This window comes from Pseudomonas sp. S2_F07, assembly GCF_054668325.1.
The window spans coordinates 4,249,912-4,272,060 of record NZ_CP162758.1; the positions used below are offsets into that span (position 1 = coordinate 4,249,912).

Annotated in this window: 22 protein-coding genes and 1 pseudogene; 9 read left to right on the forward strand and 14 right to left on the reverse strand. The window is 60.9% G+C overall.

All coding sequences use genetic code 11. From position 1 onward, the window contains the following. The first annotated feature begins 213 nt into the window (after positions 1 to 213). The 6 genes from AB4O40_RS19305 to mdoH all read left to right on the forward strand — a co-directional run bounded on the left by AB4O40_RS19305 (position 214) and on the right by mdoH (position 8,343). Positions 214 to 1,170, forward strand: a complete 957-nt coding sequence (locus AB4O40_RS19305) for a choline ABC transporter substrate-binding protein (RefSeq protein WP_460053636.1) — start codon at positions 214 to 216, stop codon at positions 1,168 to 1,170. A 58-nt stretch (positions 1,171 to 1,228) separates the two neighbouring features. After that, positions 1,229 to 2,134 carry an alpha/beta hydrolase gene (locus AB4O40_RS19310; protein ID WP_460053635.1) on the forward strand — a complete coding sequence of 302 codons (906 nt, stop codon included), beginning with the start codon at positions 1,229 to 1,231 and terminating at the stop codon, positions 2,132 to 2,134. A 104-nt stretch (positions 2,135 to 2,238) separates the two neighbouring features. Then, positions 2,239 to 3,210 (forward strand): prolyl aminopeptidase, encoded by a 972-nt coding sequence (gene pip / locus AB4O40_RS19315; RefSeq protein ID WP_056725745.1) that lies wholly within the window; start codon positions 2,239 to 2,241, stop codon positions 3,208 to 3,210. Next, positions 3,207 to 3,644, forward strand: a complete 438-nt coding sequence (gene dtd, locus AB4O40_RS19320) for a D-aminoacyl-tRNA deacylase (protein ID WP_008047807.1) — start codon at positions 3,207 to 3,209, stop codon at positions 3,642 to 3,644. The genes pip and dtd overlap by 4 nt, the downstream gene beginning before the upstream one ends. A gap of 321 nt (positions 3,645 to 3,965) precedes the next feature. After that, positions 3,966 to 5,780, forward strand: coding sequence for a glucan biosynthesis protein (locus AB4O40_RS19325; protein ID WP_056725743.1), 1,815 nt, complete (start codon positions 3,966 to 3,968; stop codon positions 5,778 to 5,780). Beyond that, positions 5,773 to 8,343, forward strand: coding sequence for a glucans biosynthesis glucosyltransferase MdoH (gene mdoH / locus AB4O40_RS19330; protein WP_056725741.1), 2,571 nt, complete (start codon positions 5,773 to 5,775; stop codon positions 8,341 to 8,343). Before AB4O40_RS19325 ends, mdoH begins: the two co-directional genes overlap by 8 nt. 112 nt (positions 8,344 to 8,455) lie before the next feature. Here mdoH and AB4O40_RS19335 read toward each other — a convergent pair whose 3' ends face one another. The 11 genes and pseudogenes from AB4O40_RS19335 to ubiE form a co-directional block, all read right to left on the reverse strand. Further along, positions 8,456 to 9,328 (reverse strand): methyl-accepting chemotaxis protein, encoded by an 873-nt coding sequence (locus tag AB4O40_RS19335; RefSeq protein ID WP_409078611.1) that lies wholly within the window; start codon positions 9,326 to 9,328, stop codon positions 8,456 to 8,458. A gap of 30 nt (positions 9,329 to 9,358) precedes the next feature. Beyond that, positions 9,359 to 10,393, reverse strand: a pseudogene (locus AB4O40_RS19340) (methyl-accepting chemotaxis protein); the annotation flags it as partial. A 161-nt stretch (positions 10,394 to 10,554) separates the two neighbouring features. Next, the gene (locus AB4O40_RS19345) at positions 10,555 to 11,262 is read right to left on the reverse strand and encodes a 16S rRNA (uracil(1498)-N(3))-methyltransferase (protein ID WP_460053632.1); all 708 of its coding nucleotides are present in this window, start codon (positions 11,260 to 11,262) and stop codon (positions 10,555 to 10,557) included. Continuing rightward, positions 11,259 to 12,053 (reverse strand): twin-arginine translocase subunit TatC, encoded by a 795-nt coding sequence (tatC, locus tag AB4O40_RS19350; RefSeq protein ID WP_007989278.1) that lies wholly within the window; start codon positions 12,051 to 12,053, stop codon positions 11,259 to 11,261. The genes AB4O40_RS19345 and tatC overlap by 4 nt, the downstream gene beginning before the upstream one ends. Then, positions 12,050 to 12,502, reverse strand: coding sequence for a Sec-independent protein translocase protein TatB (tatB, locus tag AB4O40_RS19355; RefSeq protein WP_082562979.1), 453 nt, complete (start codon positions 12,500 to 12,502; stop codon positions 12,050 to 12,052). Before tatB ends, tatC begins: the two co-directional genes overlap by 4 nt. Before the next feature lie 10 nt (positions 12,503 to 12,512). Next, positions 12,513 to 12,785 carry a twin-arginine translocase TatA/TatE family subunit gene (locus AB4O40_RS19360; RefSeq protein WP_007989280.1) on the reverse strand — a complete coding sequence of 91 codons (273 nt, stop codon included), beginning with the start codon at positions 12,783 to 12,785 and terminating at the stop codon, positions 12,513 to 12,515. A gap of 25 nt (positions 12,786 to 12,810) precedes the next feature. After that, on the reverse strand, positions 12,811 to 13,143 hold the full coding sequence (locus AB4O40_RS19365) for a phosphoribosyl-ATP diphosphatase (RefSeq protein ID WP_056725734.1): 333 nt from the start codon (positions 13,141 to 13,143) through the stop codon (positions 12,811 to 12,813). Then, positions 13,136 to 13,537 (reverse strand): phosphoribosyl-AMP cyclohydrolase, encoded by a 402-nt coding sequence (hisI, locus tag AB4O40_RS19370; protein ID WP_007975565.1) that lies wholly within the window; start codon positions 13,535 to 13,537, stop codon positions 13,136 to 13,138. Before hisI ends, AB4O40_RS19365 begins: the two co-directional genes overlap by 8 nt. Before the next feature lie 81 nt (positions 13,538 to 13,618). Further along, the gene (gene ubiB, locus AB4O40_RS19375) at positions 13,619 to 15,223 is read right to left on the reverse strand and encodes a ubiquinone biosynthesis regulatory protein kinase UbiB (RefSeq protein WP_056725732.1); all 1,605 of its coding nucleotides are present in this window, start codon (positions 15,221 to 15,223) and stop codon (positions 13,619 to 13,621) included. Continuing rightward, positions 15,220 to 15,843: a ubiquinone biosynthesis accessory factor UbiJ gene (locus AB4O40_RS19380; protein WP_223541772.1), complete on the reverse strand. Its 624-nt coding sequence runs from the start codon at positions 15,841 to 15,843 to the stop codon at positions 15,220 to 15,222. The genes ubiB and AB4O40_RS19380 overlap by 4 nt, the downstream gene beginning before the upstream one ends. Further along, positions 15,843 to 16,613, reverse strand: coding sequence for a bifunctional demethylmenaquinone methyltransferase/2-methoxy-6-polyprenyl-1,4-benzoquinol methylase UbiE (gene ubiE / locus AB4O40_RS19385; protein ID WP_007989286.1), 771 nt, complete (start codon positions 16,611 to 16,613; stop codon positions 15,843 to 15,845). The genes AB4O40_RS19380 and ubiE overlap by 1 nt, the downstream gene beginning before the upstream one ends. Before the next feature lie 155 nt (positions 16,614 to 16,768). On the opposite strand from ubiE, the gene AB4O40_RS19390 reads away from it, so the two are divergent. The 3 genes from AB4O40_RS19390 to AB4O40_RS19400 all read left to right on the forward strand — a co-directional run bounded on the left by AB4O40_RS19390 (position 16,769) and on the right by AB4O40_RS19400 (position 18,583). Then, a complete protein-coding gene (locus AB4O40_RS19390) occupies positions 16,769 to 17,044 on the forward strand; it encodes a polyhydroxyalkanoic acid system family protein (protein ID WP_015093124.1) in 276 nt (91 codons plus the stop codon). Positions 17,045 to 17,289: 245 nt separating this feature from the next. Beyond that, complete coding sequence (locus tag AB4O40_RS19395) at positions 17,290 to 17,712, forward strand: phasin family protein (protein WP_056725728.1); 423 nt, start codon at positions 17,290 to 17,292, stop codon at positions 17,710 to 17,712. Between the two features lie 10 nt (positions 17,713 to 17,722). Then, positions 17,723 to 18,583 (forward strand): phasin family protein, encoded by an 861-nt coding sequence (locus tag AB4O40_RS19400; protein WP_056725726.1) that lies wholly within the window; start codon positions 17,723 to 17,725, stop codon positions 18,581 to 18,583. Positions 18,584 to 18,715: 132 nt separating this feature from the next. On the opposite strand, the gene AB4O40_RS19405 is transcribed toward AB4O40_RS19400, so the two are convergent. The 3 genes from AB4O40_RS19405 to phaZ form a co-directional block, all read right to left on the reverse strand. Next, positions 18,716 to 19,333, reverse strand: a complete 618-nt coding sequence (locus tag AB4O40_RS19405; RefSeq protein ID WP_460053630.1) for a TetR/AcrR family transcriptional regulator — start codon at positions 19,331 to 19,333, stop codon at positions 18,716 to 18,718. 59 nt (positions 19,334 to 19,392) lie between these two features. Beyond that, positions 19,393 to 21,075 carry a class II poly(R)-hydroxyalkanoic acid synthase gene (gene phaC / locus AB4O40_RS19410; RefSeq protein WP_460053628.1) on the reverse strand — a complete coding sequence of 561 codons (1,683 nt, stop codon included), beginning with the start codon at positions 21,073 to 21,075 and terminating at the stop codon, positions 19,393 to 19,395. Positions 21,076 to 21,191: 116 nt separating this feature from the next. After that, on the reverse strand, positions 21,192 to 22,046 hold the full coding sequence (gene phaZ, locus AB4O40_RS19415; protein WP_056725721.1) for a poly(3-hydroxyalkanoate) depolymerase: 855 nt from the start codon (positions 22,044 to 22,046) through the stop codon (positions 21,192 to 21,194). Positions 22,047 to 22,149: the final 103 nt, after the last annotated feature.

A 22,149-nucleotide genomic window follows, 5' to 3' on the forward strand; every position in this document is an offset into this window, starting at 1 on the left:
GGATGTTATGGCCTCATCGTCGGAACGCCGCCCGGAGCAAGCTCGCTCCCACAGGTTTTCATATGCCTCAACATCTGCACATGACAGTCGCCACCGTGCAAAACACGGTCGCCACAGGTCGCTTTCACCACTCGTCCGCTGCGTAATGTTCTGGCCACGGTGCACAAAGACACCGCCCCGACAATAATCCGCTGCCGCACGAGAATGCTCACTATGACAAGCCCCAAAGGTCTGTTCACCCGCTGTCTCTCAATCTTCTGCGGCACCGCTCTGTTGGGCGCCGGCGCCATGGCCGCGGACGACGCCTCCTGCAAAACCGTGCGTATGGGCGTGGTCAACTGGACCGACGTGATCGCCACCAGCGGCATGGCCGATGTGCTGCTCAACGGTCTGGGCTACGAAAGCAAGCAAACCAGCGCCGTACAGCAAATCATCTTCGCCGGTATCCGCGACAAGCGCCTGGACATCTTCCTTGGTTACTGGAAGCCGGCGATGGATAAAAACATCGCGCCCTTCGTGGCTACCAATCAGGTCAAGGTCATGGACAAGCCAAGCCTGGCCGATGCCCAGGCCACCCTCGCGGTCCCGGATTATGTGGCAGCGGCGGGCCTGAAAACCTTTGCCGACATCGCGAAGTTCAAGGATCAGCTCGGCGGCAAGATCTACGGCATCGAGCCGGGCAGCGGCGCCAACACCACGATCAAGACCATGATCGAAACCAATCACTTTGGCCTCAAGGACTTCAAACTGATCGAGTCCGGTGAAGCCGGCATGCTCGCTGCCGTTCAGCGGGCGGTGAATCGCAAGGAGTTCGTGGTGTTCGTCGGCTGGACCCCGCACCCGATGAACATCAACATGAAGATCGACTATCTGACCGGCAGCGAAGACGTCTACGGACCGAATGAAGGCGCCGCGACGGTCTCCACCGTGACTGCACCGGATTACGCCCAGCGCTGCCCGAACGTCAATCGGTTGCTGGAAAACCTGACGTTCACCGCCGCCCAGGAAAGCCAGTTGATGGTGCCGATCATGGAGCGCCAGACGGCTCAGGATGTCGCGAAAAAATGGCTGCGTGACCATCCCGAGGACTTGCAGCGCTGGCTGGCGGGTGTCAGCAGTTTCGATGGCAAGGACGGCGTGGCCACGGTTCAGGCCAGCCTGAAGAACTGATCCCTGTCTGATCAAGTCCTGTGGGTCCCACACATTTCCCTGAACGAGCACCAGGCTCATGGCTCCATACCCGCTTTCCAAACAGATGACGGCTTTCGTCGACAAAACCCTGAGTTTCAACAGTACCGACAGCAGTATCACCGGGTTGCGCCAGGCCTACAGCGAGATGTGCCGGGCATTTACCCCGGCACGTCCCGCCGGGTTGCAGGTGGTCGATTTCGAGTTGGACGGTGTTGCGGTTCGTTCCTATCAGCCACCGGCCAGCGGTGCGTCGTGCATCGTTTATTTGCATGGCGGTGGCTGGGTGGTGGGGGACCTCGATTCCCACGACTTCATCTGCGCCGAATGGGCATCGACACTCGGTGTACGGGTGATCGCCGTCGATTACCGTCGGGCACCGGAACATCCGTTTCCCGCCGCGTTCGATGATTGCCTGACGGTGTGGCGAGCACTGCGCGCCGGGCCGTTTAAACTCGACCCCGAGCGCACGCTGGTGGCCGGCGACAGTGCCGGTGGCAACCTGGCGGCGGCGTTGTGCCTGGCGCTACGCGATGCCGGTGAGCCGCTGCCGTGCGCGCAGGTGCTGATCTATCCGGGGTTGGGTGGCGATCACCGGCTGCCGTCGCGCAGTGAGTGCATCGACGCGCCGTTACTCAGCAGTAGTGACGTCGATTACTATCACGCGCTTTACCTGCAAGGCACCCGCCATCCGAGCGCCTGCGCCATGCCATTGCTCGCCACGGACTTCAGCGGACTGCCACCGGCATTGATCGCCGTGGCGCAATTCGACCCGTTGCGTAATGACGGCGTGCTGTATGCCGAGCGACTGAATGCCGCGGGCGTGATTGCCACTCTGTATGTCGGCGAGGGTTTGGTCCATGGCTGTTTGCGGGCCCGCGGGCAGGTAACCGAGGTCGATGCGCTGTACGAAACCCTGTTTGGTTATCTTGCGCAAAGACTCTGACTTCGCGCGGGCATGCTCATTGACGTAATTCGGGTTTATGATGCCGGACGGCAGAATAATAGAAGTCCCCCCAGGGATGACCTCGACCCCTTACGGAGTGCGCAATGCAGACTTTGTACCCGCAGATCAAACCCCACGCCCGGCACGATCTGGCCGTCGACGAAACCCACACCCTGTACGTCGACGAAAGCGGTTCACCGGAAGGTTTGCCGGTGGTGTTCATCCACGGTGGCCCCGGCGCCGGATGTGATGCCCAAAGTCGTTGTTTCTTCGATCCAAACCTCTATCGCATTGTCACCTTCGATCAGCGCGGTTGCGGTCGATCCACCCCCCACGCCAGCCTGGAAAACAACACTACCTGGGACCTGGTCGCCGACCTCGAGCGGATTCGCCAGCACCTGGGCATCGATAAGTGGGTGCTGTTTGGCGGTTCCTGGGGTTCGACCCTGGCGCTGGCCTACGCACAAACCCATCCTGAGCGGGTACACGGCCTGATCCTGCGCGGGATCTTTCTCTGCCGCCCGCAGGAAATCGAATGGTTCTACCAGGCCGGCGCCAGCCGCCTGTTCCCCGATTACTGGCAGGACTACATCGCGCCGATCCCGCTGGACGAGCGCGACGACTTGCTCACCGCGTTCCACAAGCGACTGGTCGGCAACGACCAGATCGCCCAGATGCACGCGGCCAAAGCCTGGTCCACCTGGGAGGGCCGTACCGCGACCTTGCGTCCCAACCCGCTGGTGGTCGATCGCTTCTCCGAACCACAACGTGCGTTGTCGATTGCCCGCATCGAATGCCACTACTTCACCAACAATGCCTTCCTGGAGCAGAACCAGCTGATTCGCGACATGGGCAAGATCGCCCATTTGCCTGGTGTGATCATCCATGGTCGCTATGACGTTATCTGCCCGCTGGATAACGCCTGGGAATTGCATCAAGCGTGGCCGAACAGCGAACTGCAGGTCATCCGCGATGCCGGTCATGCCGCTTCCGAGCCGGGCATCACCGACGCGCTGGTACGCGCCGCCGATCAGATGGCCCGGCGTCTGCTCGACCTGCCGCCTGAAGAAGCATGAAGGGTCTGCTACAGCGTGTGCGCGGCGCGCGGGTCGAGGTCGCGGGCGAGATCGTGGGTGCCGTCGATCAGGGATTGCTGGTCCTGGTAGCCGTCGAGCCCGACGATACGCGGGCCAGCGCCGACAAACTTCTTAATAAACTGCTTAACTATCGGGTATTCAGTGACGCCGAGGGCAAGATGAATCTGTCCCTGGCGGATGTGGGCGGCGGGCTGCTGCTGGTCTCTCAGTTCACCCTGGCTGCCGATACCAAAAGCGGGCTGCGTCCGGGTTTCTCGACCGCGGCCCCTCCGGCGCTGGGCGAGGAGTTGTTCGACTATCTATTAAGCAAAGCGAAACAGGTGCATGGCACTGTGGCATCAGGTAGATTCGGCGCGGATATGCAGGTGCACCTGGTCAATGATGGCCCGGTAACCTTCCTGTTACAGACCTGAAAGCGTTTGAAACAAGTTTTTACGCTCATTTCGACTGAAAACAGGGCTTTTTCGCGATAAATACTTTGTTACCCCTGATGCGTTGTAACGCGGCCTACTAGATAATCCCGCGCTACGGGGATCAGCGTTCGTTGGTCCATTTTGACTTAGGTAGAGACTTGTCCGGATCCGATTGGGGAATCATTTCGCCCCAGCGGAGTCGGAACAATGCTCGCCAACTTGGCAAGAGTGGTTTGCAAGGGCGGTTTTTTCAGACCGTACACCGTGCAGGCCCTTTAACTGGCCGTTGGTTTTTTGATCTGTTTTCGGCGAGGGTTGCTCGTGATTGTTAGTCCCTGTAACGCACCAAAATTGTCTGCCAAACGGTTACGCAGCGCCCTGGTAGCGGGCTCTGCACTGCTCTGCCTGCTCAGCGCCGGTCAGCTTTGGGCATTCAGTCTGGATGATGTATCGGTCAAGGCAAAAGAGCTGGCCGCGCAGAAATACGAAGCGCCGCGCAGTAACCTGCCGAACGAGTTCCGCGACATGAAATTCGCGGACTATCAGAAAATTCGTTTTCTGACGGAAAAGGCCGAGTGGGCTGATCAGAAGACGCCGTTCAAGCTGTCCTTCTATCACCAGGGCATGCATTTCGATACGCCGGTGAAAATCAACGAAATCACCGCCAACACCGTCGAAGAGATCAAATACGATCCGAGTCGTTTCGACTTCGGCGACTTGCAGTTCGATCCAAAGGCCACTGAACAACTGGGTTATGCCGGTTTCCGTGTGCTGTACCCGATCAACAAGGCCGACAAGCAAGACGAAATCATGACCATGCTTGGCGCGAGTTACTTCCGCGTCGTCGGCAAGGGTCACGTCTATGGTTTGTCCGCTCGCGGCATGGCGCTGGATACCGCATTGCCGTCCGGCGAAGAATTCCCGCGTTTCCGCGAGTTCTGGATTCAGCAGCCCAAGCCAGGCGACAAGCACCTGGTGATCTTCGCCCTGCTGGACTCGCCGCGTGCCACCGGCGCCTATCGCCTGACCCTGCGTCCGGGCAGCGACACCATCGTCGACGTCAAGGCGCAGATGTTCCTGCGTGACAAGGTCGGCAAACTGGGCATTGCCCCGTTGACCAGCATGTTCCTGTTCGGCGCCAACCAGCCGTCGAAAGTACTGAACTACCGTCGCGAGCTGCACGATTCCAGCGGTCTGGCGATCCATGCCGGCAACGGCGAGTGGATCTGGCGTCCGCTGAACAATCCGAAACACCTGGCCGTGAGCAACTTCAGCGTGGAAAACCCGCGCGGCTTCGGTCTGCTGCAGCGTGGCCGCGACTTCAGCCATTACGAAGACCTCGACGACCGTTACGACAAGCGTCCAAGCGCCTGGATCGAGCCGAAGGGTGACTGGGGCAAAGGCACAGTCGACCTGGTCGAGATTCCGACCGCCGACGAAACCAACGACAACATCGTTGCCTTCTGGAATCCGGAAAAACTGCCGGAACCTGGCCAGCCGCTCGATGTCGCTTATCGTATGCACTGGACCATGGATGAAGCCTCGATTCACGCGCCGGACAGCGCCTGGGTCAAACAGACCCTGCGGTCCACGGGTGACGTCAAGCAGTCCAACCTGATTCGTCAGCCGGACGGCAGCGTTGCCTACCTGGTGGACTTCGAAGGCCCGTCCCTGGCGGCATTGCCGGCCGATACGGAAGTTCGCAGCCAGGTCAGCGTCGGCGACAACGCCGAGCTGGTGGAAAACAGCGTGCGCTACAACCCTGAAACCAAGGGCTGGCGCCTGACCCTGCGGATGAAGATCAAGGACCCGGGCAAGTCCACCGAGATGCGTGCCGCGCTGGTGCAGAACATCGTGCCGGCGGACCTGGCCAAGACTTCGATTCCAGCGTCGAACTCGTCGGTTGCCAAGGCCGACAAGGTTGCCGCCAAGCAACAAGAGAAAGCGGACAAGGAAGCCAGGCAAGCGGAGGCCAAGCAGGCCGAAGCCAAGCCTGTTGCAGATGCCAAGGACCAGGCCAATAAAGACGCCAAGCAGCCTGTTGCTGCCGACGCGGCCCCAGCCACACCGGAATCGGCACCGACTGAAGAAGTCCTGACCGAAACCTGGAGCTATCAGTTGCCTGCCGATGAGTAACTCTCAAGTACGGCCAGAAACTCTTTCCGAGTATCTGGCGCATCTGCCGATGACCGACCAGCAGCGCGCGGAACTCGCGGGCTGCCAGTCTTTCAGCGAATTGCACGAACGCCTGTCATCGTCGACGTTCGACGCCCCGACCGAAGCCGCCCAGGCTTCGGTGGGCAAACGCCTGACCCTGAGCACTGCCGAAGAGCTGCAGGACGCGGAAATGCTGGTGCTCGACGCCAACGGCCGGGTCTGCCTCAAGGCGACCCCGCCGATCCGGCGGACCAAGGTCGTGCCGGAGCCGTGGCGCACCAACATTCTGGTGCGTGGCTGGCGCCGGATGACCGGTCGTACCAACCCGCCGAAGCCGCCGAAGGACGAACGTGTCCTGCCGGCCGCACGCTGGCGCACCGTGGGTTCGATCCGTCGCTACATTCTGTTGCTGCTGATGCTCGGCCAGACCATCGTCGCCGGCTGGTACATGAAAGGCATCATGCCGTACCAGGGCTGGTCGTTCGTCGACCTCGAAGAAGTCTTGCACCAACCGCTGCTGCAAACCGCCACGCAAGTGCTGCCGTATGCCTTGCAGACCAGCATCCTGATCCTGTTCGGGATTCTGTTCTGCTGGGTGTCGGCCGGTTTCTGGACCGCGCTGATGGGCTTCCTCGAATTGCTGACCGGTCACGATAAATACCGTATCTCCGGTAAAAGTGCCGGCAACGAGCCAATTCCGAAGGATGCACGCACCGCTTTGGTGATGCCGATCTGCAACGAAGACGTGCCTCGTGTATTCGCCGGCCTGCGCGCGACGTTCGAGTCGGTGGCGGCCACGGGTGACCTGGACCGCTTCGACTTCTTCGTGCTCAGCGACAGTAACGACGCTGACATCTGCGTTGCCGAGCAGCAGGCCTGGCTGGACGTCTGCCGTGAAGCCGGGGGCTTCGGCAAGATCTTCTATCGCCGTCGCCGTCGTCGCGTAAAACGCAAAAGCGGCAACCTCGACGACTTCTGCCGTCGCTGGGGCGGTGACTACAAGTACATGGTCGTACTCGACGCCGACTCCGTGATGAGCGGCGAGTGCCTGACCAGTCTGGTGCGCCTGATGGAAGCCACGCCGGACGCCGGGATCATCCAGACCGCGCCACGGGCGTCGGGCATGGATACCCTGTATGCGCGCATGCAGCAGTTCGCCACTCGCGTGTATGGCCCGCTGTTCACCGCCGGCCTGCACTTCTGGCAGTTGGGCGAGTCGCACTACTGGGGCCACAACGCGATCATCCGCATGAAGCCGTTCATCGACCACTGCGCCCTGGCGCCGTTGCCGGGTAAAGGCGCGTTCTCCGGCTCGATCCTGTCTCACGACTTCGTAGAAGCCGCGTTGATGCGCCGTGCTGGCTGGGGCGTGTGGATTGCCTACGACTTGCCGGGCAGCTATGAAGAACTGCCGCCGAACCTGCTGGACGAACTCAAGCGTGACCGTCGCTGGTGCCACGGCAACCTGATGAACTTCCGCCTGTTCCTGGTCAAGGGTATGCACCCGGTGCACCGCGCGGTGTTCCTGACCGGCGTGATGTCCTACCTGTCGGCGCCGTTGTGGTTCTTCTTCCTGGTGCTGTCGACCGCGCTGCTGGCGGTCAACACGCTGATGGAGCCACAGTACTTCCTCGAACCGCGCCAACTCTATCCGCTGTGGCCTCAATGGCACCCGGACAAGGCGATTGCGCTGTTCTCGACCACCATCGTGCTGCTGTTCCTGCCGAAGCTGCTGAGCATCATCCTGATCTGGGCCAAGGGTGCGAAAGAGTTCGGCGGCAAGTTCAAGGTGACCCTGTCGATGCTGCTGGAGATGCTGTTCTCCATGCTGCTGGCGCCGGTGCGGATGATCTTCCACACCCGTTTCGTCCTCGCCGCGTTCCTCGGCTGGGCCGCGACCTGGAACTCGCCGCAACGTGACGACGACTCCACGCCATGGAGCGAGGCGGTCAAGCGCCACGGCCCGCAAACCCTGCTGGGCTTCTTCTGGGCCATGCTGGTGATCTGGCTGAACCCGAGCTTCCTGTGGTGGCTGGTGCCGATCGTCGGTTCGTTGATGCTGTCGATCCCGGTATCGGTGATCTCCAGCCGCGTCGGCCTGGGCCTGAAGTCACGTGACGAGAGCCTGTTCCTGATCCCTGAGGAATACAATCCGCCGCAGGCCCTGCTGGCGACCGACCAGTACACCCACGAAAACCGCTGGCATGCGCTGAACGACGGCTTTGTCCGTTCGGTGGTCGACCCACAACAGAATGCCCTGGCGTGCTCGTTGGCGACCTCCCGGCACAATCAGGCCGAGCCGATTGAATGGCTGCGGATCGAGCGGGTTCGCCACGCGATGAAGGTTGGCCCGCAAGGGTTGACCAACAACGAGAAGGTGCAACTGCTGAGCGACCCGGTGGCCTTGGCTCGCTTGCATGAGCAGGTCTGGGGCGAAGGTCACCCAGAGTGGCTGGGCGCCTGGCGCGAGTCGGTCAAGGCCGACCCTCACGCGCCGCTGCTACCGCTCAAGCCAATGAGCGAACAGCCTCAGTTGGCATAATAAAAAAACCCGCGAAAGCGGGTTTTTTTTGTCTCAGAAAAAGCTTTTGCTGAAGATATGTCAGTCACTTCGTGTTGTTGCAATCGCGAGCAGGCTCGCGATGGGTATGCCGTCAAACCCTGAACTTGCCCACCAGCATCTGCAAATGCGTCCCCAACCGCGCCAGCTCAACGCTGGACGCTGCGGTTTCCTCGCTCGCCGCCGAGGTCTGATCCGACACATCCCGCACGTTCAGCACGCTCCGGTTGATCTCTTCGGCCACGGCGCTTTGCTGTTCGGCGGCAGCAGCAATCTGCTGGTTCATCGCCTGGATCGCCGACACCGTGCGGGTGATGCTTTCCAGTGAACCGCCGGCGCGGCGGGTCAGTTCAACGCTACTGTCGGTCAGGGTGCGGCTGTTGTCCATGATGGTCGCGACTTGCTGGGTGCCGTTTTGCAGGCCGACGATCAGCTCTTCGATCTCTTCGGTGGACTTCTGGGTGCGCTGGGCCAGGCTGCGGACTTCGTCGGCGACCACGGCAAAACCACGCCCGGCTTCACCGGCGCGAGCAGCTTCAATCGCGGCGTTGAGGGCCAGCAGGTTGGTTTGTTGGGCCACGGACTTGATGACGTCGAGCACGCTGCCGATCTTGTCGCTTTCGCGCTTGAGTTCACCCATGGCCTCGGTGGAGTGGCCGACTTCCTTGGCAAGGCGTTCGATCTGGGCGATGGCTTCAGCGACCACTTTGTCGCCCTCACGGGCCTGTTGGTCGGCGGCGACGGCGGCTTCGGAGGCCTCTTCGGCGTTGCGCGCGACTTCCTGTACGGTGGCGGCCATTTCGTTCATGGCGGTGGCGACCTGATCGGTCTCGACCTTCTGGCTGTTGACCCCGGCGCTGGTCTGCTCGGTGACGGCAGACAGCTCTTCGGCGGCGCTGGCGATCTGCGTGACGCCATCGCTGATGCCGCCGATCAGTTCGCGCAAGCCCTGGGTCATGCTTTGCATGGCACGCTGCAACTGGCCGAGCTCGTCGCGACGCTGGGACGTCAGGTTGTGGGTCAGGTCGCCACTGGCGACGCGCTGGGCCACGACCAGGGTCTGGTTCAACGGAATGATGATCTGCCGGGTGATCGCCCAGGCGGCCAACAGGCCGAAGGCGATGGCCAGCACGGTGGCGAGGGTCAGCATGTTCTTGGCGTGGGCGGCGTCGGTATCACGCACGACGGTTTGCGAGGCGGTGAGTTTCTGGCTCATGTCCAACAGGATTTCGCCTTGGGCAGACATGCGTGCCAGAGCCTTGGCGCTGGCCACCTGAGAGTCGCGGAACTGGCTGACGGCGGCGCGATAGGCCTTCAGCGAGTCAGTTGCCTGTTGCAGGTTGGCGATGTTTTCTTCAGGCAGTTTGGCCGGCAGGCTCTCGAGGTTCTTCAGGGCATTGTCGATTGCGTCTAGGGCTGGCTGTTCGGCTTCGCTCTTGCCGCTGTAGGTGTAGCCACGCACCTGGAAGCGCGCCTGCTGGATCAGTTTGCTCAGGTCGATCACGCTGTTGAACGCCGCCACGCTGTCACCTTGCAGCATGGATTGTTCCACTTCGGCGACGCGGGCCACGGCGTTGTCGGCGGTGGCGCCGAGTTTGCTGCGGGCATCTTCGCGGTTGGCACCGGCCTGGATCATGGCGGCGAATGCTTGTTTGTATTGGCTGACGGCGGCCAGTTGCTGGTCGATCATGGCAATGTCGACGGGCTGTTCGATCATCTGGCGAGCAGCTTGCAGGCTGGTGTCGATCTTGCCCAGCAGGTCATTGACGGTACCGGGGCCTTGTTCGCCGCGACGCGTTTCGTAGTCCAGGCGGGCGATGCGCAGGTCTTTGGTCAGCCCGTTGATCTCGGATATGAAACCGAGTTTATCGCCACGACTGGTCACATCGCTCAGGCCGGTCCAGCCGGTAAATGTGATCAGCAATGTCAGCAGCAGCACCAGACCGAAGCCGACGCCCAGCTTGCGGTTTACGCCTACGTTTCCCAGCTTATCGGCCAGCCATTGGTACATGCTGCAATTCTCCCGAACCATGCATTGGTTTTATGGGAGGTATATCGGCCGTGGGCAGATAATCTGTAGGCGCGGTCTGACGAGCGGGTAGGAGCTGCCGAAGGCTGCGATCTTTTGATTTTGATTTTTTAAGATCAATAGATCGCAGCCTTCGGCAGCTCCTACGAAAGGGATGGTGTTGGTTAGAAGAGGCGTGCGAGCAGGGCGGTAACGGCGGTTTCGACGCGCAGGATGCGTTCGCCCAGCTGAACTGGTTGCAGGCCGGATTTGCCCAGCAGGTCGATCTCGTAAGGAATCCAGCCGCCTTCCGGACCGATGGCCAGGGTTACCGGTTCACTCAGCGCACGAGGGCAGGGCGGGTAATGGCCGGGATGACCCACCAGCCCAAGAGTGCCCTCGGTGATGGCAGGCAGGCGGTCTTCAACGAAGGGCTTGAAGCGCTTCTCGATCACGACTTGCGGCAGTACGCTGTCCCGGGCCTGTTCGAGGCCGAGGATCAGCTGCTCGCGAATCGCCTCGGGCTCCAGGAACGGGGTCTGCCAGAAGCTCTTCTCGACGCGATAGCTGTTGACCAGCACGATACGCGGCACACCCATGGCCGCCACGGTCTGAAACACCCTACGCAGCATCTTGGGTCGTGGCAGGGCCAATACCAGGGTCAATGGCAGCTTGGCCGGTGGGGGCTGGTCGAGGGTGACGCGCAATTGCGCTTCGTCGGCGCCCAGGCGCAGCACTTCAGCCGAGCCCATCAGCCCGCCGATCCGCCCGACGCGCATGCTGTCGCCCACTTCACAGCGGTGGACTTCCTGCATGTGGGTCAACCGGCGATCACGCAGGACCACGCGGTCGGCCGCAATGAAATCGGCCTCTTCGAGGAGCAGCAGGTTCACGCTTGAGTCGCTGGCGGCTGGTCGTTGTGATCGTCAGCCGGCTGGTCGTCCGGATGCTCGCCACGCTTGCTGATCAGACTGCCAAACAGGATGCCGATCTCGAACAACAGCCACATCGGCACGGCCAGCAGGGTCTGCGAGAAGATGTCCGGTGGCGTCAGGATCATGCCGACCACGAAGCAGCCGATGATCACGTACGGGCGGATCTTCTTCAGGTACTTGACGTCGACCACGCCGATCCACACCAGCAGCACCACGGCCACCGGAATTTCGAACGCCACGCCAAAGGCGAAGAACAGCGTCATGACGAAATCGAGGTAGCTGGTGATGTCGGTCATCATTTCCACGCCGGCCGGGGTGGCGGAGGCGAAGAACTTGAAGATCAGCGGGAACACCAGGAAATAGGCGAACGCCATGCCGGCGTAGAACAGAAAGATGCTGGAGACCAGCAAGGGCACGGCGATGCGCTTTTCATGCTTGTACAGGCCTGGGGCGATGAAACCCCAGATCTGGTGCAGGATCACCGGGATGGCCAGGAACAGCGAGACCATCATTGTCAGCTTCAGTGGCGTCAGGAACGGCGACGACACGTCAGTGGCAATCATCGTCGCGCCAGCGGGCAGGTACGCGCGCAGCGGCGTGGAGACGAAGGTGTAGATCTGCTGGGTAAAGGCGAACAGCCCGGCAAAGATGATGAAGATCGCCGCTACGCAGCGCAGCAGACGGGTACGCAACTCGGTGAGGTGCGAAACCAGCGGCATGTGCTGGTCGTTTTCAGGAAGATCGCTCATGGGGCTCGCGGCGGCAGTGTTGGGTCATGAGGGGCCGGCGCAACGGGCGCAGCCGCAGGTGTAACGGGTTCAACCGCAGTGGCTGCAACAACAGGCGCAGGTTCGACAGGCGCGACAACGGGAGCGGGTGTCGGGTCGACGGCAGCGGCAGGCGCATGAATCGTCTGCGCGCCCACGTGCTCCACCGGCGTCGGCTCCTGCTGGGTCGGCGTGAAGATTTTCCGCGCCTCCTGCTCAAGCGACAGGATGTGCTCGTTGTGCAGTTGCCGACGGATTTCGTCGGCACCGATTTCACGTTCAACTTCCTGTTTGATTGCGTTGAAGCTGCGCTTCAGGCGCCCGACCCACAGGCCAGCGGTGCGCGCAGCGCCCGGCAAGCGCTCGGGACCCAGCACCAGCAGGGCGACGAGGCCGACGAGCAGCAGTTCAGAGAAGCTGATACCAAACATTAGTCAGTGCTCACACGTCTTTGCGGATCGGCTCTTCGACTTTCTGTGCCTGCACGTCGATGGTGTGCGGCTGATTTACAGAGGCCTGAGGCTGTACCGGTGGAACCGGTTGGGCCGGGGTCGCATTCGGATCGGCCGGTTTTTCGTCATCGTTCATGGCTTTCTTGAAGCCCTTGATCGACTCGCCGACGTCGGTGCCAAGGTTTTTCAGTTTCTTGGTGCCGAACACCAGTACCACGACCACCAGGATGACGATCCAGTGTTTCCAGTCAAAAATGCCCATGCTGCTGCTCCTCTCTAATAGTTATTCAGGCGGACGGGCGCGAGGCTTTCTCGGCGTGTCCGGAGAGACCGAAACGACGGTCCAGTTCATCGAGTACAGCCTGTGGATGCTGCCCCAGTTGGGCGAGCATGACCATACTGTGGAACCACAGATCGGCGGTTTCGTAGATCACATCGCTGCAGTCGCCGCTGACGGCGGCGTCCTTGGCGGCGATGATGGTTTCGACCGACTCTTCGCCGACTTTTTCCAGAATCTTGTTCAAGCCCTTGTGGTACAGGCTGGCGACGTATGAGCTGTCGGCAGCGGCGCCTTTGCGCTCTTCCAGTACCTCGGCCAGACGGTTCAGCGTGTCACTCATGTTTGTGCCCTGCGCAATAGATGGCGTGCGGATCTTTCAGGACCGGGTCGACGGTTGTCCAGTCGCCGTTCTCATAGACGCGGTAGAAGCAGCTCTGGCGGCCGGTATGGCAGGCGATGTCGCCGATCTGCTCGACCATCAGGATGATGACGTCGGCGTCGCAGTCCAGGCGCATCTCGTGCAGGGTTTGCACATGGCCGGACTCTTCGCCCTTGCGCCACAGCTTGCCACGCGAACGTGACCAGTAAATGGCGCGGTTCTCGGCAGCGGTCAGTTCCAGTGCTTCGCGGTTCATCCAGGCCATCATCAGGACGCGCCCGGTCTTGTGATCCTGGGCAATGGCCGGCACCAGGCCGTCAGCGTCCCACTTGATCTCGTCCAGCCAGTTTTTCATCTTCGACTCCGACAGCGGGCTCGACACTTCAATAGCCGAGCTCAGGCGTTCAAACAGTGTGCCAGTCGTTCACACAACTGGCTATCGGCGCACGACCAGATACAAACCGACCGCCATCATGATTCCCGCCGGCCAATAGGCCAACTGGTTCAGCGGACCGCCCGCGGCAAGGACGGCGCCACCGGCCAGGTGGGCCGTACCGAGCAGGCGCAGGAACCAGTCATCACGGCGTCGGTGCCACGAAGGCGGCGGGTTGAGGGCATGGGGTTGTGACATGCGCTCGAGCAGGTCGCGGGCCATGTTGGCCAGGTGCGGGATCTGTTCGAACTGGCTGTGCACATTGCCGAGCAGGGCTTTGGGGCTGACCCGCTCGCGCATCCAGCGTTCGAGGAACGGCTGCGCGGTGTTCCACAGATCGAGGTCCGGGTACAGCTGGCGGCCCAGCCCTTCGATGTTCAGCAGGGTTTTTTGCAGCAGGACCAATTGTGGCTGCACTTCCATGTTGAAGCGGCGCGCAGTCTGGAACAGGCGCATCAGCACCTGGCCGAAGGAAATATCTTTTAACGGTTTTTCGAAGATCGGCTCGCACACGGTACGGATCGCTGCTTCGAACTCGTTGAGTTTGGTTTCCGCCGGCACCCAGCCCGAATCAATGTGCAACTGCGCCACGCGACGGTAATCGCGCTTGAAGAAGGCGAACAGGTTGCGCGCCAGGTAATCCTGGTCTTCCGGGGTCAGGCTGCCGACGATGCCGCAGTCGATGGCAATGTACTGCGGGCTCCACGGATTCACGGTGCTGACGAAAATGTTGCCAGGGTGCATGTCGGCGTGGAAGAAGCTGTCGCGGAACACCTGGGTGAAGAAAATCTCCACGCCACGTTCGGCGAGCATTTTCATGTCGGTGCGCTGGTCGGCAAGAGTCGCCAGATCGGTGACCTGAATGCCGTAGATGCGTTCCATCACCAGCACTTTCGGCCGGCACCAGTCCCAATAGACTTGCGGCACGTACAGCAGCGGCGAGCCTTCGAAATTGCGCTTCAACTGGCTGGCATTGGCCGCCTCGCGCAATAGGTCGAGTTCGTCGTAGATGGTTTTTTCGTAGTCGCTGACCACGTCCACCGGGTGCAGCAGGCGCGCATCGGCCGAGAGTTTTTCGGCGGCGCGGGCGAGGATGAACAGCCACGCCAGGTCTTGGGCGATCACCGGCTTGAGGCCCGGGCGGATCACCTTGACCACGACTTCTTCACCGGTTTTCAGTTGCGCGGCATGCACCTGCGCCACCGAGGCCGAGGCCAGCGGTTCGACGTCGAAACGGCTGAACACTTCGCTGATTTTCTTGCCCAGCTGTTCTTCGATCAGCTTGACCGACACTTGCGAGTCGAACGGCGGCACCCGGTCCTGCAACTTCATCAGCTCATCGGCGATGTCTTCGGGCAGCAGGTCGCGGCGGGTGGACAGGATCTGTCCGAACTTGATGAAGATCGGCCCCAGGTCCTGTAATGCCAGGCGCAAGCGCGCGCCACGGCTCAGGTCCAGGGTCTTGCGTGGGAACCAGCGCCACGGCAAGGCATAACGCAGTGCCCGCAAGAACCAGGGCAGTGGCAGGGCGAACAGCAGGTCATCGAGGCGGTAACGGATCACGACGCGCTGGATGCGCAACAAACGGCGGACGGCAAGCAGCTTCATGCGTTATCGCTTGGGTCGAGGGATCGGGAAAGGCGCTCGAAACGCGCCTCGAGACGTTCCAGATCGAGCTTGATCTGGTCCAGTTCACTGAATCGGGCTTCGGCCTCGCGCTGACCGACGAGGGTGCGCGATTCTTCGGCCAGGTATTCGCCCAAGTTCTGGCCCAGGCTGGCAAAGCCTTGTTGATACCAGCGGGCGCGGCTGCGCAGGTGACCGCCGACCAGCTGCGTGGCTACCGGGCCGAGCCAGCGCGACAGCTCGTACTCCCAGTCCAGTTCGAGGTCCTGGAGGATCGCCGCCAGTTCCAGCAGCACGCCGCTGTCGCCATCGAGTTCGACTTCAGGGCTGTGCAGGATCGAGGTCTTGTCCTTGCTCATCGCCAGTTTCAACAGGCTCGAGGCTGGTGCACGCAAGGTGCAATCGGCGCCGGTTTCCCACTGGGAGGCGAGCATCAGGCCTTCGTCGCTGGGCAGGATGAACAGTTGCAGCGCCGGGCTGCGGCAATCGACGGCAATCACTTTGCCGGTCAAGTGCGCCAGCCGCGGCAGCGCCGTGCTGTCGAGACGCAGCCCCCGGTTCAGGCCGAGTTCAACGCTGGCGAGCAGGCCGGCGAGCAGCATCAGGGCTTGATGCCGCGGTGCAGGGCAACGATGCCTGCGGTCATGTTGTGATAGGTCACGCGATCGAAACCGGCCTCGACCATCATCGACTTCAGGGTTTCCTGGTTCGGGTGCATGCGGATCGATTCGGCCAGGTAGCGATAGCTTTCCGAATCGTTGGTGATCAGCTTGCCCATCAGCGGCATGAAGGCGAACGAGTAGGCGTCGTAGGCCTTGGACATCAGCGCGTTGGTCGGCTTGGAGAACTCCAGCACCAGCAAACGGCCGCCAGGCTTGAGCACGCGCAGCATCGAGCGCAGGGCATCTTCCTTGTGGGTCACGTTACGCAGGCCGAAGGCGATGGTCACGCAGTCGAAATGGTTGTCCGGGAACGGCAGTTTTTCCGCATCGGCCTGGACGAATTCGACATTGCCGGCCACACCGAGGTCCAGCAGGCGGTCACGACCGACCTTGAGCATGGATTCGTTGATGTCGGCCAACACGACCTGGCCGGTCGGGCCTACCAGGTGCGAGAACTTGCGGGTCAGATCGCCGGTACCGCCGGCGATGTCCAGCACGCGGTTACCGGTGCGCACGCCCGACAATTCGATCGCAAAACGCTTCCACAGGCGGTGCATGCCGCCCGACAGAAGGTCGTTCATCAGGTCGTACTTGGCGGCTACCGAGTGGAAAACCTCAGCGACTTTTTCCGCTTTCTGGCTTTCCGGAACGTTTTTGAAGCCGAAGTGAGTGGTGGGTTCGGCATCGCTGCCTTTGCGCTGATCAGTCATATCGCTGTCACCAAAAGAGAATGCGCGACATTCTAATCCCCAAGGCATGCTTTGTCTTGGCAAGGCTGAAGGTAAGATGGGCAACCATCGGGACGTTTTGACGCAGCAGAGGTCAAGATGCCTCGGGAAAGCATCCATAAAGCAGGAGTCATTCGATGGCCCGTATTAGTGTTGAACGTGCCCATGGCCTGGGTAAGGAAGCGGCTCGCGAAAAGGCCGACAAGCTGGCGCAGAAACTTTCCGACCAGTATGGCCTGGAGCCGCAGTGGTCCGGCGACACCCTGAACCTCAAGCGCTCGGGTGTGAAGGGCGCGGTGCATGTCAGTGAAGACTCGATCAAGGTCGACGTGGAACTGGGCCTGATGATGTCGGCCATGAGCGGCATGATCAAGGCGGAAATCGAGAAGGCGCTGGACAAGGCGTTGGTCTGATTTCTGTTTGAAATGAGATCCCCCTGTGGGAGCGGGCTTGCTCGCGAAAGCGGTGCGTCATTCAACATTGATATTGACTGACCTGACGCCTTCGCGAGCAAGCCCGCTCCCACATTTGTTTTGTGGCGAAGCCAAAGGTTTATGTCAGTTGTTAGGGTGCCGTTTCTAATTTTTCTCCCTACTTTGTGCCCAAGCCCGACAATTTCGCGGGCAGTTCCTCAAACCTTCTGCGCGTGAGGTGCACCATGGCCAAAGTTATTTTGAAGAAAAAAATCGACCCGTCGACTGGCACGCTGGGCGACGTCAAATCCTATGCCCGCAAGATCTGGCTGGCAGGCCTGGGTGCCTACGCCAAGGTCGGCCAAGAGGGCAGCGAGTACTTTCAAGAGCTGATCAAGGCTGGTCAGGTTGTTGAAAAGAAAGGCAAAAAGGTAGTTGCCGAGAAACTTGAAGCGGCCAATGCCGAGATCGATGAAGCCAAGAGTGAAGTCAGCACTTTCAAAGGCCGTGTCGAAGTTCAACTCGACAAGGTCGAGAAGGCGTTCGACACGCGTGTCGCAAGTGCCTTGAATCGTATCGGTATTCCGTCTAAACATGACGTTGAGACACTCTCTGCTAAGCTCGATGAGCTGACGGCATTGCTCGAACGTGTCGCGCGTAAATCTTAAGGAGAACGGGATGGCTGTTAAAAAGAAAACCGAAAAAGAAGGCAGCTCGTGGATCGGGAAGGTTGAAGATTACTCCCGAAAAATCTGGCTGGCTGGTTTAGGCGTGTACTCGAAGATCGACACTGACGGCAGCAAACTCTTCGATGCATTGGTTAAAGACGGCGAGAAAGCCGAGAAGCTCACCAAGAGCGCTGTTGGCAAGACTGTCGACGCCGCCAAGGACTCCGCTTCTTCGGCCAAATCGCGTATCAGCGGCGTGAAAGATCGCGCACTGGGCAAGTGGGATGAGCTGGAAGGTGCTTTCGACAAGCGTCTGAACAGCGCCATTTCGCGTCTGGGCGTACCGAGCCGCAACGAAGTCAAGGCACTGCACAGCAAGGTCGAAACACTGACCAAGCAAATCGAAAAACTGACCGGTGCCAAGGTTGCGCCTGTTGCGGCGAAAACCGCGGCAGCCAAGCCTGCTGCCAAACCGGCCGCCAAAACCGCAGCCAAGCCACTGGCAAAAGCAGCGGCCAAACCTGCTGCCAAGCCTGCGGCTAAAACTGCAGCCGCCAAACCGGCCGCAGCCAAACCAGCGGCCAAGCCGGTTGCCGCAAAAGCCGCCGCTAAACCTGCGGCTAAACCGGCCGCCAAGCCTGCAGCGAAAACTGCAGCGGCCAAGCCAGCAGCCAAACCCGCTGCAGCGAAAAAACCAGCGGTGAAAAAGCCGGCAGCTCCAAAAGCCGCCGCGCCAAAACCAGCAGTGGCAGCTGCCAAACCGGCAACACCGGCAGCTCCGGTCAGCGCATCGAACTCCGCGACCGCACCGACCCCCGCTGTCACCCCGACTGTCGCGCCAGCTCCAACGACGCCAACCAGTCAGTCCTGATTTTCAGGGCTCAAGAAAACGCCCGGCCTGTGAAGGCCGGGCGTTTTTGTTTGTGTATAGAAAAAGATCGCAGCCTTCGGCAGCTCCTACAGGGCAATCGTAGGAGCTGCCGAAGGCTGCGATCTTTTGATCTTAATGGTCTTCCAGATACTCCATCGCCATCTGTTCGGTTGCAGCCTTCATCGACGGCAGCAGGTGCGGCGCCACCAGCATCATGATCTGGTAAACCACCAATCGCACCTCGCCCTGACGATCCAGGATCCGCTGGTAATCCAGTGAGAACAGCAGCGTCATGGTGATCTGTTCCACCAGTTGCCCCAGTGCCTGGGTATCGCTGACCAGCAGTCCTTGCGCCTGCAACCGCGCCAGCAGCGACGCCAGTGTGCGCTTGAGTGCATTGAGCAGATTGCGAATGCCCTTGGCCAGTTTCGGCAGGCGCCCGGCGAGGTTCGACAGGTCCTGGAACAGGAACCGGTAGTGGGACAGGCGCTCGACGATCAGGTGCAGGAACAGCCAGTATTCTTCGGGTGCCAGTTCGGCATCGGCCGGTGGATCGAGCAAGGGCGCCAGTTCTCCTCGGAAGCGCTCGAACAGCCCGAGAATCAGCGGTTCCTTACCGTGGAAGTGGTAGTAGAGGTTGCCCGGGCTGATGCCCATTTCATTGGCAACTTCCATGGTGGAGACATTCGGTTCGCCCTTTTGATTGAACAACTGCAGGGCACATTCGAGGATCCGGTCGCGGGTTTTCATCCAGTCTTCTTAATGATCGGGTCTTGCCACGGCCGACAGCGGCCGTGGCTCGTTGAACGTCAGCGCACGCGCACGTAAGTACCGGGTGCCGCCTCCATCGGTGGATAGTTCTGGTTGCCGAGGGCCATGTGGGTTTCCTTCTGCGCGCCGGAGCGTTCCTGAATCCAGCTCAGCCACAGGGTCCACCAACTGCCGTCGACACGCTTGGCGTCGTAGTACCAGGCACGGGGGTCGCTGCTCAGTTTGCCGTTCTCGACGTAGTTGGCTTTCGGGTTGCTCGGCGGGTTGAGGATGCTCTGCACATGACCACTGTTGGACAGCACGAAGCGGCGCTCGCCACCGAGCAACAGCGTCGAGCGATACACCGCGTCCCACGGCGTGATGTGATCGTTGATGCCGGCGACGCTGAAGCTGTCGACGGTGACCTTCTGCAAGTCGATCGGTGTGCCACACACTTCCAGGCCACCCGGGTGAGTCAGCGGGTTGTGTTTGAAGAAGTCCAGCAGGTCGCCATGCAGGGCGGCCGGTAGACGCGTGTTGTCGTTGTTCCAGTAGAGGATGTCGAACGCCGGTGGCTCCTTGCCCAACAGGTAGTTGTTGACGAAGTAGCTCCAGATCAAATCGTTGGGGCGCATCCAGGCGAAGACCTTGGCCATGTCGCGGCCGTCCAGCACACCTTTCTGATAGGAACGGCGCTTGGCCGCTTCCAGGGTCTGTTCGTCGGCGAACAGCGTCGCGGGGCTATCCATCTGACTGTCGAGCAGGCTCACCAGGTAAGTCGCGCTGGACACCCTGCGCAGTTGCCGTTTGGCCTGCAAGTGACCCTGCAATGCGGCAATGGTCAGCCCGCCGGCGCAGGCGCCCATCAGGTTGACCTCCCGTGCGCCGGTGATCGCCCGGCAGACGTTCATGGCTTCTTCCACGGCTTCCACGTAGGTCGAGAGCCCCCATTCGCGATGGCGCACATCCGGGTTGCGCCAGCTGATCATGAAGGTTTGCAGGCCGTTTTTCAGGGCGAACTGGACGAAGCTGTTGTGAGGGCTCAGGTCGAAAATGTAGTACTTGTTGATTTGCGGCGGCACCACCAGCAGGGGCTTGGAGTACTGCTTTTCGCTCATCGGCTTGTACTGGATCAACTCCAGCAGCTCGTTGCGAAACACCACGGCACCGGTGGTGGTGGCGACCGTCTTGCCAACCTCGAACGCTTGCTTGGTGACTTGCCGGGGCAGGCCATCGTTGTGCAGCAGATCGTCCACCAAATGGCTGATGCCGCGCACCAGGCTGTTGCCGCCGGAATTGAACAGCTCCTTGACCGCCAGTGGATTGAGCAGAGTGTTGGAGGGCGATACGGCGTCGTTGAGCAAGGCGAAAGCGAAGTGGGCGCGGGCACGGTCGTCCGGGCTCATGTCGCTCTCGTCGATCCAGCTCTTGACCTGTTTCTGCCAGCTCAGATAGGCCTGCAGGCTACGCCGATAAAACGGGTTGAGGCTCCACGCCGGATCAGTGAAGCGGGCGTCCTGCGGATTGGTCGGATGCAGGGTTTCGCCCAGCAGCACACGGCCAAGCTGACCGCCGAGTTTGAGGGCATGTCGGGCGCTGTGCACCGGATTGCGCAAGCCATGGGCGGCCACACTGCGCAGGGTCGACAGCAGATCCCGACCGCGCAGACCGGTAATCGCACTCTGTGCATTGATGAACGCGGCGGGAGTCGGTAAAGAATCCCTCGTTGGTTTCTCGCGCATGAGTCAACACTCCTTCGTCTTCAGGCCAAAAACAAACACACCGAACCAGAACACCATAGACGCTGTAACGGGTTGTTGCGCGGCGTGGCGTCCTGCCGACCGCTGATGCAGCGGTTTTAGCCGCCTAATGGCGCCGGACGCGGATGCATCACCGCGCGCTGGCGCTCCTCTTCCAGGAATTTCATGATGATCGGGGCCACCGCTTCAGCCCGGGTAATCAGGAACAGATGCCCGTCATCGATGATGTGCAACTGGGCGTTGGGAATCCGCCAGGCCAGCACGCGCATGTTGATCAACGGGATCAGAGGGTCATCGTCGCCGGCCAGTACCAGGGTCGGCTGGCGGATCTTGTGCAGCCAGTGGATGCTGGTCCAGCCGAGGCCGGCAAACAGCTGCCAGTAGTAACCGAGCTTGCCCGCCGAACGCACCTTGGCCGCATGGCTCGCGGCCAGCGTCGGGTCGCGACGGAACGCACCACCGTAGATCATCGGTGCAATGCGGATCACGTGGGACGGCTGGATGTAGCGTCGCGGGCTGGCCATCATCCACAGCACTTTCGGTTTGCCCGGCACCATCACCGCACCCGCCGCCGTCGCGGCCAGCACGAGTTTCTTGCAGCGTTCCGGATAGTCGAAGGCGAACTGCTGGGCCAGTGCGCCCCCCCAGGACACGCCGATGACGTTGACTTGCCCATAGTCGAGATAGTCGAGCATGCGCGCCGTGAGTTTCGCCAGGCTCGGAAAACGATAAGGCCGGTTCGGTGTTGACGAACCGCCAACGCCGGGTACGTCGAAGGCGATGACTTCCAGGTCCGGGTCCAGTGCCGCGATGAACGGGAACACCAGCTCCAGGTTGGCGCCGATGCCGTTGAAAATCAGCAGGGGCGTCAAGTGAGGCTTGCCGGGGCGTACCGCCGTGCGGAGCGTCTGGCCATCCAGATCGACGGTACGGAATATGAAGGGTTGCGGCATGCTTCTGGCCCTGTGGGTCGCTTTTTCCAATTCATCCTCGCCCCCTGTGGGAGCGAGCTTGCTCGCGATAGCGGAGTGTCAGTCAGCGCATATGCCAAACCTG